This window comes from Aureliella helgolandensis (genome assembly GCF_007752135.1).
Taxonomy (GTDB): domain Bacteria; phylum Planctomycetota; class Planctomycetia; order Pirellulales; family Pirellulaceae; genus Aureliella; species Aureliella helgolandensis.
The window spans coordinates 3,626,164-3,638,649 of the sequence record NZ_CP036298.1; the positions used below are offsets into that span (position 1 = coordinate 3,626,164).

The 12,486-nt window shown below is 55.0% G+C and carries 6 protein-coding genes; 4 read left to right on the forward strand and 2 right to left on the reverse strand.

What is annotated here, in order from left to right:
- Window positions 1–300 precede the first annotated feature (300 nt).
- The 4 genes from Q31a_RS12920 (at window position 301) to Q31a_RS12935 (ending at window position 8,514) form a co-directional block, all read left to right on the forward strand.
- Window positions 301–3,426 carry a DUF2309 domain-containing protein gene (locus tag Q31a_RS12920; protein WP_145078206.1) on the forward strand — a complete coding sequence of 1,042 codons (3,126 nt, stop codon included), beginning with the start codon at window positions 301–303 and terminating at the stop codon, window positions 3,424–3,426.
- Window positions 3,423–4,862: a proton-conducting transporter transmembrane domain-containing protein gene (locus Q31a_RS12925; protein ID WP_145078208.1), complete on the forward strand. Its 1,440-nt coding sequence runs from the start codon at window positions 3,423–3,425 to the stop codon at window positions 4,860–4,862. The genes Q31a_RS12920 and Q31a_RS12925 overlap by 4 nt, the downstream gene beginning before the upstream one ends.
- Window positions 4,862–6,379, forward strand: coding sequence for a proton-conducting transporter transmembrane domain-containing protein (locus Q31a_RS12930; protein ID WP_145078210.1), 1,518 nt, complete (start codon window positions 4,862–4,864; stop codon window positions 6,377–6,379). Before Q31a_RS12925 ends, Q31a_RS12930 begins: the two co-directional genes overlap by 1 nt.
- Before the next feature lie 134 nt (window positions 6,380–6,513).
- Entirely contained in the window at window positions 6,514–8,514 is a 2,001-nt protein-coding gene (locus tag Q31a_RS12935) for a SulP family inorganic anion transporter (RefSeq protein WP_145078212.1), read from the forward strand.
- A gap of 336 nt (window positions 8,515–8,850) precedes the next feature.
- Here Q31a_RS12935 and Q31a_RS12940 read toward each other — a convergent pair whose 3' ends face one another.
- Window positions 8,851–10,362: an OprO/OprP family phosphate-selective porin gene (locus Q31a_RS12940; RefSeq protein ID WP_145078214.1), complete on the reverse strand. Its 1,512-nt coding sequence runs from the start codon at window positions 10,360–10,362 to the stop codon at window positions 8,851–8,853.
- Between the two features lie 690 nt (window positions 10,363–11,052).
- Window positions 11,053–12,420 (reverse strand): IS256 family transposase, encoded by a 1,368-nt coding sequence (locus Q31a_RS12945; RefSeq protein WP_449224065.1) that lies wholly within the window; start codon window positions 12,418–12,420, stop codon window positions 11,053–11,055.
- Between the last annotated feature and the right edge of the window lie 66 nt (window positions 12,421–12,486).

Consider the following 12,486-nt stretch of genomic DNA (forward strand, 5'->3'; position numbering starts at 1 on the left):
CGGGGGGACGATGCACCAGGGCTCGGTTGTGCAAAAGTTTGCAGCTATCGTGCAGAAGGTTGCAGTCGGCAGTGCCATGGTAGCAATCTCAAGCAGGGTGCCGACTGCAAAAATGCCCTCCAACGCGGTCAAACAGCTAGAAATTGTGCTCGAATTTCCTGTTGGCACGGGGCATGCATACCAGGCCGGTGAGGTAGTCGAACTCTCCTCGATAATGATCTCACTTTGACTAGCAGCGTGGATGCCGATGGGTTTCCAGGCTAAAACCGACTCGAAACAGTAAAGAATTGCCCCAGCGTCATGCATGACGATACCACCAGCTCAGACTCGAGCACTACTTCTACCGCAGGTGATTATCAGCCCGACAATTTGTTGCACGTGATTGAACACGCTTCCCATTTCCTGCCAGCGCAGGGACCGATCGAGGTTTTCGTGCATCATAATACGCTGCACGCCTTCGAGCACTTGCCATTCGATCAGGCGGTGCGAGCCGCTTGGAAGATTTACGGGGCCCAGCCCTATATGAGCAAGCAGCGGTTCCGCGAACTCTTTAGAGAAGGCCGGATTGCAGAATCGGATCTGCGTACCGTTCTGCACGAGGATTTGGGCGACGAAGAATGCGTTCCCGTTGCAGGCTTGGGGAGCCGTTATGATCTGCGATTGGCTATGCTTTTGCATCCAATGCGGACCGCTCCTGAGGATGAGTTGCGATGGGCCATTGCGGAAACGGATGCGTTGACCCGCTTTCGTGATGACGTCAATCTGGTGCAAATCGAGCAGATGGTGATGGCGACCAAGGAGTCACTTGCAACCGAAACGCTCAGTGAACCGTTGCAATCGCGTATTGCATCGTTTGGCAGAGGGGCGCGCACGAAGTGGGGGCAAGACGACTGGGAGGCGTTTACGCTTCTCTCGCTGTGGGATACCTGTGACACGGGCGTCGAATTGGCTGACCGAACGCTGACCACCCTCGAGCGTCCCAAACGCCTTCGCGACGTCTTGTTGATTGCGACAGGGGAAGATCCCGACCGGTTCGTCCATGAGATGCTGATTCGCTTCACGGCAACGTTCATCGACCAAGGGTTCGCCAGCTGGAATCTACCGCACCGCGACCAAGGATATTTCAAGGCGTTCGTGGCGCTTTACATCCGAGAGATGATTGCAGGCGAGCGTTGGGCACAGGGACTTTCCTCCGAATTGCAAAAGATTCAGGGCGCCCGTACGACGGCGATCGCATCGATCCGGCAATCGTTGCGATTGATGGGAGTGGAACCGCAGGACTACGAAACCGTGATCACGCAAACGTTGCTCGCTCTGCCGGGATGGGCGGGGATGGTTGCACAGTTGGCGGATGCACCCCATTGGGTCGACCGGCCGTTGCCCAAGGACACTTTGGTTGAATTCTTGGCGGTGCGTCTGCTGTTGGATCGTTTGGCAGCCAAGCACGTCGCAGTTGAGCAACTGGGATTCTCTGGCTCGCTCGATCAATTGTCAGATTACGCTTGGGACCGTGCGAATACTTCGCAGAAAGTGCATTTGCAGAACTGCTTTCTCGTCTTTCAAGTTGCCCAGATCATGGGATGGGACTGGTCCACACTACGGGAGTTGGATCGTAAGCAATGGGCATTGATCTTCCACGAACTGGAGTCGTTTGATGAAGTTCACCGTCGCCGGATTTTTCAGCAAGCCTACGAACGTAAGTATCGCGACGAATCGCTGACGGCAGTGGCGTTGACGTCCGCACGTGCCAAGTCCAGGCCGCACACACGCCGGCGACCTTCCTTTCAAATTGCGTGCTGTCTCGACGATCGTGAAGAGTCGTTTCGACGCTATTTGGAGGAGACGGATCCGAACTGCGAGACCTTCGGTGCGGCCGGCTTCTTCGCCGTCGCGATGAATTATCAGGGGGCGACCGACGCGAATTACAAACCGCTCTGTCCCGCGATTGTGACACCCAATCATTTTGTGCGGGAAAACGTGGGCTATACGTTTGCGGGGGAGCACCGCCGGCGAGCAGCCACGCGACGGAAATTGGGAATGGCCACTCATCGCTGGCACTCGCGCAGTCGCGGCTTCATCGGCGGGGCGCTTACGTCAATTCTAGGAAGCCTGGCTGCGTTCCCGTTGGTTTCACGCGTGTTGTTTCCAAGGTTGACTGCTCAGATTCGTCGCAAGGCGGGGGAGTTGATCAAGCCGCCTCCCGTAACGCAATTGCAACTCGAGCGTTACAAACCAGACCCAGGGCCAGAGGATGGCAATGTGGGGTACACGGTCGAAGAGATGATTGTGATTGTCGAGCGATTGCTGCGGGACATTGGGCTAACCCAAACGTTTTCACGAATAGTTGTGATCACCGGCCATGGCTCATCAAGTGTCAATAATCCACATGAATCGGCCTACAACTGTGGTGCCTGTGCAGGGAAACGCGGGGGACCGAACGCCCGGGCGTTCGCTCAAATGGCGAATGACTGGAGAGTTCGCCGAGGTGTGGCACAAAACGGAATTGTGATTCCAGATGATACCACCTTTCTGGGCGCCTATCACAATACCTGCGACGACAGCGTCGTCTGGTACGATCTCGATCGGATGCCACCGTCGCACTTTGATCTGTTTGAAACCGTCAAACGCACCTGCGACGAAGCTCGACTTCGAAACGCTCATGAGCGAGCGAGGCGATTTGAATCCTGCGAAATTGATTGCACACCAGAGGAAGCGTTGCGTCACGTCGAACGGCGCAGCGAAGACCTGTCGCAAGTCCGACCCGAGTACAATCACGCCACGGATGCACTGTGTTTTGTGGGACAACGCGAATGGTCGCGTGGATTGTTCTTGGATCGTCGGGCGTTTTTGACCTCCTATGAACCGGAGCAGGACGATGCAGAGCACTCGATCCTGCTTCGCATTCTATCCGCGGCCATTCCGGTTTGTGCTGGGATCAATCTCGAATACTACTTCTCAGCTGTGGACAACATCAAGTATGGCTCGGGAACGAAACTGCCCCATAACATCGTTTCGCTGCTGGGGGTGATGGAAGGTGCAACCAGCGATCTGCGAACAGGTCTTTATCGTCAAATGATCGAAATCCACGAACCGATGCGTATCCTGTTTGTGATTCAGACAACTCCGGAGGCCATGCTCAGCGTGATGGATCGCCATGAGGGTATCGGACTCCTTTGCCGAGGTGACTGGATTCAATTGGCCGTCTTGGACCACGCCACCTCAAAGATTCAACTTTGGCACGATGGCAAATTTGTTCCGTTTGAACCGGAGGCGGATCAGCTTCCGATCGCCCAAGATTCAGTCGCTTGGTTTCGTGGACATCGTGAGAATCTGCCTTTCGCTTGGTGCGAGGCAGCCACGGTGTCAGACGAGAATGCAGAGTCCGAGAGCTTGGTTGCGAGCGGAATGGAAGCAGGCAGAGCATGAGTATTCAGCAGCTTTTAGAATTCAGCGGTGCGATTACCCTGATCAGTCCGGCGGCCCTACTATTGATCCTGGGATTGGTGCCTCTACTTGGCATTCGATTGAACGAGGGCATCACATCTTTTGTGACGCAGGTTTCGGTGATCATCGGACTCTTCGGTGCCATTGCTGTGCTGGCGATCATGTTGTGGACCGATAGTCGCCATGTGCCGATTGAGTTGGGAGACTGGGTTGCAATCGAGCAGCAACACTTTCATTTCCACTTGAAGTTTGTCTTTGATCGTTTGTCAGTTCCGTTTGCCATCATGACCTTGGTCTTGTGCGGCACCGTGGGCGCGTTCACACGCGTTTACTTACATCGTGACCCGGGTTACCAGCGTTTCTTTTTGTTTTACGCGGTGTTCTTCCTCGGAATGGTGGTGTCATCACTGGCCGGCACCATCGAAACGCTGTTCTTGGGCTGGGAATTGGTCGGTTTATCGTCTGCGTTGTTGATCGCTTTCTTCCAAGATCGCCAATCTCCCGTGCGAAACGGTTTGCGAGTGTGGTGTGTCTACCGGATTGCGGATGCCGCGTTCATGGTCGCCGCACTATTGATGCATCATCTAACCGGTGCTGGTGACTTTGATGGCCTGATGGGATCGGGACCATGGCCTGAAGGCGTCGCTAATATCGCAGCAGGGCCGGCGCTTGGCGTGGGCCTGTTGTTGCTGGTTGCGGCAGCTGGGAAATCGGGGATGGTGCCGTTTTCGGGATGGCTCCCGCGTGCGATGGAGGGCCCCACTCCCTCAAGTGCTGTTTTCTATGGCGCCCTATCAATTCATTTGGGGACCTACCTACTCTTGAGAGTCAGCCCACTGCTGGATGTCTCCCGAGTTTTGCAAATTGCCGTAATAGCGATTGGCGCTGTAACAGCCGTCTATGGAGCGTTGACATCTCGGGTGCAAACCGACGTCAAGACGATGCTTGGTTTTGCATCGTTGACACAAGTTGGCATTATCACCGTGGAGATCGGATTGGGCTTCCGTTATTTGGCATTGATTCACATCATTGGCCATGCCTTGTTGCGAACTTTGCAGTTGCTGCGCGCCCCATCGCTGCTCAAGGACTATTTCAATTTGGAAGATGCGATTGGCGGCGGCTTGCCCGGCGCCCCCAACTCCACCAGGCAAATCGCGTCCGATGACCGTTGGCAGTGGCTCTACCGGGCATGCAACGAACGTGGTTATCTGGATTCCATAATCTACCGGTTGATAGCACTTCCAATCATCAAGGCCTTTCAATGGTTCGGTCGTTTAGAGGATGGTTGGACAACGTTTCTTTCCGGCGGCAAACCAGCGGGCCGCAAGGCGACCGGATCGCGGTCGTCGCAGAATGATGGGGCGCCCAGCGATACTCGCGCCGACAAAGCCAGCCAGCTGGTGGAGGACTTAAGATAATGCCTGAACTACTACTACCTTGGCTCGAACTGTCGATCTTAATTCCGTTGCTGGGCGCCTTGCTCGTCAAACTCCCCAAGAATCGCGAATTTGCACGACGGTTGTGCATCGCTGTTTGCGGCCTGACATTGCTCTGCACCCTTGCCGAGTGGGCCGATTTCTCGCGGATGGACGCCTTTGAGGCACACGATCACTGGGACCCGTTGGCAAGTATCTTTCATTCGAACATGCTTGTCATCGATGAGCTGAACGCTCCCTTGTTGCCGTTGGTTTCGCTGCTTTTCCTGTTAACCGTTCTGTCGACTTTACGAACGAAACTGAACCGATTTTCGCTGAGTGGCACGTTGTTGTACGAGGCGACGTTGATGGCTACTTTCAGCTGCCAAGCGAACTGGCTATTGATTGGCTTGCTGATTCTCGGAGCGGTCTTTCCCTGGTGGGAAATGCGATTTCGGCGTGGTGAGTCAACGCGTGTCTACTCAATCCACATGCTGCTATTCGCATTCAGCATGGTGGTTGGCTACGGACTATTGCCGGCCGACGCTGAAAATCATCCGAATCAGCCCGGTACGGTCACAATGATCGCCGCGGCCCTGTTGACGTTGGGAGCGCTCTTGCGGAACGGCATCGCTCCACTGCATTGCTGGATGACGGACTTGTTCGAGCGTGCCACCCTAGGAACGGCTCTGCTGCACGTTTTACCAATGACCGGTGCGTATGCCGCAATGCGATTGGTGTTACCGATCGTGCCGACGTGGGCCCTTCAAAGCATCGCCGTCCTGTCACTCTTTACTGCTGTCTACGCCTCCGGGCGTGCCTTGGTGGAAACCGACACTCGAAAGTTCTTCTGCTATTTGCTGCTCAGCAGTTCATCGCTGGTGTTAGTCGGTTTGGAATTGGTTACTCCGGTTGGTTTGACGGGGGCTCTATGCCTGTGGTTATCCATCGGTCTATCGCTGGGAGGGCTCGGCCTGACGCTGCGTAGCGTCGAAGCTCGCGTGGGACGCATCGGATTGGAACGCTTTCATGGACTGGCCGAACACATGCCTACCCTGGCTGGATTGTTCTTGTTGACCGGCCTTGGCTCGATCGGTTTCCCTGGGACGATCGGATTCATTGGAGCGGAATTGTTGGTCGAGGGGGCGGTGGAAGTTTACCCAATTGTCGGCATTGCGGCGGTAGTCGCCGCAGCGATGAATGGCATTGCAATCATGCACGCCTATTTTCGAATCTTTGCCGGGCACGTGTTCACAGCGACGATCTCATTCAAGGCAAAACCGTCCGAGAGATTTGCTGTGGTCGTGTTAGCTCTACTGATTGTTGGTGGTGGTTTGTATCCCCAACCCGGTGTGCAGTCGCGTTATCATGCGGCTGAGACGTTGCTGAAGCATCGCGGGCCATCTTCGACAGTGCATGCCGGACACGGTGACCCCCAAAAACTACAGAGTGGCTCAGCTACCCCGCTGCATGAGCAAGCCATGCCACAGGAACAACCCACGTCCAGGAGCGAACAATGATTCGCCCCTTGGGGAGCTGTGGGACAGACCAAGTTCGGCTCCTGGAACGCCATCAGCGCTGATGGGCCAAGCAGCATTCCATTACGCTGGATGTTTAGAGAATTTATTGGCTCTTACCGTAGGAAGACAATCAAGTGGCCACCGCTCCAATCGAACCCCAAGAAACTCCGCGCGGCGATGTTAGCGGTTTTACTCGCTATCTGAAACATGATTTGATCTCTGGCTTGCTGGTCTTTTTGATCGCTCTGCCGCTTTGCTTGGGTATCTCCCTTGCGTGCGGCTATCCACCGATCGCGGGGATCTTCACAGCGATTATCGGCTCGATTCTTTGTACCTTCCTGAGTAATAGCGAGCTGACTATCAAAGGCCCCGCGGCAGGTTTGATCGTAATTGCGATCGGCTGCATCGAGGACTTCGGTGGGAATGGCATGACGGGCGGATGGGGGGAGGCGGATATCACCGCGTATAAAGCGGCACTGGCGATTGGAGTCGCAGCGGCAGTGCTGCAGATCCTGTTCGGCATCTTTCGCGCCGGAATTCTGGGAGAATTCTTCCCGACCGCCGCAGTCCATGGAATGCTGGCCGCTATCGGGATCATCATCATGATCAAGCAGTTTCCAGTCGCGTTGGGAGTGATCGGAGCAGGCGGTGAACCACTGGAGATGCTGAAAGAGATTCCGCACTACTTGGCAGAAGCGAATCCAGCCATCGCCGCGATCGGTATCGTAAGCTTGGCGATCATGTTCGCATGGCCGTCTATCCGTGAGCGTGTTGCGTTCCTAAAGGTGATTCCGGCGCCCTTGGTTGTCCTATTGGTTGCGGTTCCCATGGGGATGGGATTTGACCTGCTGCATGCGCATCCCTATTCGCTGTCTAACCATGAATACCAATTGGGTGAACAGTACTTAGTGAAAATGCCCGACCGTGTTTTCGGTATGTTCGACGACATTACCTTTCCAGCATTCGCCGCGCTGCAACAGCTGAAAGCGTGGAAATGGGTGATGATGTTCTTCATCATCGGGACGCTCGAATCCCTGTTAAGTGCTAAGGCGATTGATCTGCTGGATCCTTGGAAGCGCAAAACCAACATGAACCGCGACATGATTGCGGTTGGAGTTGCCAACTTAGCAGCCGCCGGCGTGGGCGGTCTGCCGATGATTTCTGAGATCGTCCGTTCCAAAGCGAATATTGATAATGGTGCGAGAACTCGGTTTGCAGACATGTGGCACGGGATCTTCCTATTGCTGTGCGTTGCGTTGATGCCAACCATCCTGCACCGGATTCCCCTAGCTGCCTTGGCTGCGATGCTGGTCTACACCGGCTTTCGCCTAGCTCACCCCAGCGAATTTTTGCATGTTTGGCGAATTGGCAAAGAACAACTGGCCATTTTTGTGACCACAGCCGTGGTCGTTCTGGCCACCGATCTGCTGATTGGTGTTGCCGCCGGGATCATTTTGAAAATGCTGATCCATGTTTCCAACGGTATGCCTCTGAAGAGCATGTTTAAACCGTTTTTGGAGGTTCAAGACGTCGACGACAACACCAGCATCATCATTGCAAAAGAGTCGGCGGTGTTTAGTAACTGGATTCCATTCCGCCGCCAAATCGAACAGGTGGGATTGGTCCAACAACGCAACCTCATCGTGGACTTGTCTGGCGCGAATCTAGTCGATCACAGTGTGATGGAGAAACTGGAGGAGATGGGACGCGACTTCGATCAGGAGGGGCTTAAGTTCGAAGTTCGTGGCTTGGATTCACTTACCCCTTGGGCCGGTGACGCGCATGCGGCCCGCAAAAAGGGGCTCGCGAGGGTGCGTCGAATCACAGTCGTGGCTGAGGAAACGTTGGAAGATAGCTTGATTCTGAAGTTTATTGAATTCGGTATTACGGGCTACACCTTGATGCATTGTTCGGGAGCCGGAAGACAGCAACTCAAGCTTGGCACGCAGCGTTCGCCGCAGGTTCGGATCGAAGTGATTGCTTCATTGAGCGTGTGCAACAGAATCGTTGATTACTTGCGATGCGAAATTCTGGAAAAGTATCGAGTGACTCTTTGCATCGAAAATGTCGAAGTCGTCCGTGCGGCAGATTTTATTCCAGTCCTCGCAGAAGCGGAAGCTCATAAGCTCACCTGATGGACGCATGGGACGCAGTGCACTGCGTCCACAGGCCTGATGTCAGGGGACTTGGAAGAGGCGGCGCTCTTGAACCAACGGTCGGACAGATGGTTTACATCGAACCTCGCACCAGACAGATGGTATACGAGGTGCAAGAGGGGGATTGGTAATGGATGCCGAAGTCCCGAGAGCTCGTGCCTGAAGGCGAGCAGCACCGTGAAAACTAGTCGATAATGGTGAGGTTGCCGACTGCGGGAGAGACGGGATTGCCCGCTCTCTAGTAGTGAAAGTGCAGGAGACTACGGTCCCAAGATCCGGTTCGTTGGAAAGTGGAACTGGGGACTCACAGGTGTGTTAGAAGTCAAGTTGCGCTCGGACAGCAAACAGGTCAGCGTTCGATCGATGGTTAATCGGACTGTTTAACATGGCATGAATGTAGTTGAACTGGAACTTAGTGTTCGGGTTGATATACCAATTGAGGCCGGATGTGAGATTATTCAAGCGACCACCTTGGATGTTCTTGTCGTTCAAATCAATGTACGACCAGCGTCCTGCAAGTTCCAAGGCCCCAATTCCTCCATCCTTCCCGACACTTCGATTCGGTTGAACTCGACCAAAGACGCCACCTTTTCCGTTGTAGGGACGCGACTCACCGGTCAAGAAGTAGCCTGCATTGGCGTAAGCGCCTGGCAGAGTTAGGGCGGAGTCGTCCTGTCGGCTGACAACTGCAACGATCGCTTCGGATTGTGCATAGAACGATCCGTAGGACATTGCCAACTCCACATTGGCCAGGTTGACGTGGTCTGTGGCGATTAAGCCGGTGTCAACGAAGGGTGGCAGGTTGGTTGGAACGCCTGTGGGCAGGGCAGCACCGCCACCTGTTTCGCCAACAAAGAGTTCGGGCTGGTTGCGGTATTGGATCAAGTCGTTCGCGGGGTCGATGTAGCTATAGCCACCACCGATATGCAGCAAGCCATTCCCCTCATCCTCCTTGAACAGCAGGCCGGTTATGCGTGAGGCAAGCCCGTAGCCGCCATTATCCCCCACGTTGCCTCCATAGGTATCGGTTGGAAAGCGAAAACCCGAAATGGCCCAGGTCGCAAGTTCGTCTTCGCGATAGCCGTGAAGCATGGTTCCGATTTGTCGGAAAGGCAAGAAGGCGAATGGCAAACCACGTTCAAGAAAAGTCATTTCTTTGACGCTTGTCAAACCGTCCATCCCAAAGGGTTGACGGTACTGGCCAATGCGTAACTTATTACTACCGAGCACATCGTCGATGTCCATCCAGACATCCATGAAACTTGGCCGCCCAGGAAACGCAAAGTCCATTTCAAGCATGTAAGCGATATTGTCCCATGCTTGCCCGGTGGCTGCGATTCGAGCGCGACGAAAATCAGCACCATCCTGCACGTCACCATCGGCCGCAACGCCCTTGCCCACTGCCACTCGATTATCCAGGCTCTGGCTGGCCCACAGCGCGTCCGCTTGAAAAAATCCAGTCAGTCGGGCCGTGGGGAATTTCGGTTTTTCCATCGCTGGTGGAGTGCACCACAGCATTCCTGACGTAGCCGATTGGTCGTTTGCCAATTTCGTAGGGGAGGATGTCGGGGGGCCAATCCTCAACGCTTGCAATTCGTCGATCTGCTGTTGGAGACGCGTCGCCTCTTGCTGCCATTGACTGGGCGGCGAGGAGCTCTCAGAGAACTCAGCCTGGGAATTCACTTCCCACGACTGCGGTGATTGTGCCAGAACTGGAGACGAAACCGCCCAGGCAGCGGTAGAGAATGAGCTACTAAGAACAGCGAACAGTCGCAGGAAATGGAGAAATTTGCCACTCTGGCAGAGACTGGTGTGTCGTAGATTCATGCCTGGAAAATCCCTCAGCGAATGGAGTGTAAGACTCGATGCGCAGCGGTGTCACCGATACGATTCCCCATATCGCTTTTATCGGCATAACCGGTATTACCCTTGAAGCAAATCCTGTCCCGAGGAGAGTGTTTGCGGAATATGTTAAAGTTGAACGGCGGTGTAGACGCCCGTCAGCCATGGTGCCCTGTACCCGCAGATCCATATTGGTTTTCGGCGGTGCGCCTTTGCGAGCGGGACTGGATTTAAGGCAACTCCAAAGTTGACGGCTTGTTGAAATGTTGCCCACCGTTTGGCGGCTTGCATGAATTTCTTGGCGGTGCAATCCCGATGCTCAATGCGCTCCCCGAACTGTATTGCAGCAGCAACCAATCGGCGTTGCATACGGGCATGTTGAACATGAAAGCGATTGGGGGTGCGCGAAGGTAATTCCTCGAATGCCCCTGTGCCAGCAACACCGATCCTTGCTCACGGGGCGGGTTGCGATTTCGACAAGTAGTGTGGTAGCGGGGTGCTATCTCAAGAGCCAGCTGAGCGGCGAGGGGGCTTTCGACGAGCTGCTGAGTAGGGAAGCTTGGCTTCAGCTGTTGCGAGACTTGGGGGGATGTCCCTTGCGTTGTTAAAACTGTTGGTGGTCTCGCTGGCTAAAGGGTACTGGAAAAGGTCTTTAGGATCAAACAGGTGGTGGAACTAAAGTGATGGGGCCCGTGCCGTCGCCGGAGCCGTAGGCGACGGCACGGGCCCCGACGGCGGCTTTGTTGGTGTAGCCGCGTGTTCTCTCGCTAGGGCGGCAATCAGCTTAGGTAGTTCCTTGTGGCCGCTGATTCGATGGAACCCCTTTTCGGCCTCAAGCAGTGCGTAGGACAGCCAGCGACTCGCCTGATCCGTGTCGGCTCGGAATCGTGTTACACGCCCCAAGCGGCGACGCGTGTTCAGGAAGGAGTTCTCAATCGCGTTGGTACTTAGCAGTGAACGATGGAGCGTGTTTGGCACTTCGAGTCGGTGAAGGGCTAGCAGGTCCTCACCGGCCTCATGAAGGCTCTTAAACGCTTCGGCATTGAGAGGCTCAAGGAATGCCTCTAGCTCGCCGACGACCTCTTGTGCGGCGGTATAACCCTGCACGCTACGGAGTCGTCTAAACAGCCGAGCGAGTTCACCCGTATGACGCTTCGATAGCTTGCCACGAATGTTGCGTTCCTTGTGAACTAAGCAGCGTTGGATGACCGAGTCGGGGAAGTGCTCCTTGACCGCTTTGCGAAGCACATCGCTGCCATCCAGGACTGCCAGTAAGCGCTGCGAGCAAGTAAAGCCGCGACGGGCCAAGCGAGCAAGCAATTCATTGGATACAACTGCATTTTCACTACTGCCCAGCGCAAAGTCGAGCACATGCTTGCAGCCTTCAGAATCAATACCGAGAGCAACCACTGCCGTCTGGTCTGAGCTTAGCCGGATACCATCGAGCATCAGAATGCACCACGTATGCCCCGACAGATCACGGCTGCGTAGCTCGTCGATCAATCGTGTTCCCGCCTCTTGCCATAGACGCGAGACGCTCGAGCGGCTTACGCCTGGCGACTTCGGCTTCACCACAGACATCTGACGAGTGCTTACCCCAGACATCAACGCTTGAATTACAGCCTTCTCCAGCTGCTCAGGATCGTTGGCGGCAGCGTAGCTGATCAGCTCCACTTCGCGGCTTCCCCCCGCCTCCTGACGCTCGCGAACTCGCGGACGCGTCACCGACTCCCGTTCACCTTCGACCAAGATGCGTCCCGCGGCGCTACCAGCTCGATAGGTCCGACAATCGCTCGGGGCGTGCTTTGGGCCGCACAGTTCAGCCACTTCGGCAGCCATTACCTCACAGGCCATCTTCACGATCGAGCCCCGTAAGAATTCGCGAAACACTTCGCCAACTTCAGCGTTCGAAACTTGCCCAAGCTCGCGCAACAAACTAGATTCAGTCATGGTGGTCTCCCCGTCGGCGGTAACCGACGTAAATTGGAAAATGCAGAAGGCAATATATTGCCTTCTGGGAGACCACCTTTCAACTTTTAACAACGATTCGGACGCTTCCAGACTTGGGACGCGAGTTCGACGCGAGAACTCGAGATGCTCTTGAACCGG

What these genes read in the sequence shown, in the direction of transcription:
- Q31a_RS12920 (WP_145078206.1), top strand. Translation starts at nt 301, where the DNA reads ATGCATGACGATACCACCAGCTCAGACTCGAGCACTACTTCTACCGCA.
- Q31a_RS12925 (WP_145078208.1), top strand. Translation starts at nt 3,423, where the DNA reads ATGAGTATTCAGCAGCTTTTAGAATTCAGCGGTGCGATTACCCTGATC.
- Q31a_RS12930 (WP_145078210.1), top strand. Translation starts at nt 4,862, where the DNA reads ATGCCTGAACTACTACTACCTTGGCTCGAACTGTCGATCTTAATTCCG.
- Q31a_RS12940 (WP_145078214.1), bottom strand. Translation starts at nt 10,362, where the DNA reads ATGAATCTACGACACACCAGTCTCTGCCAGAGTGGCAAATTTCTCCAT.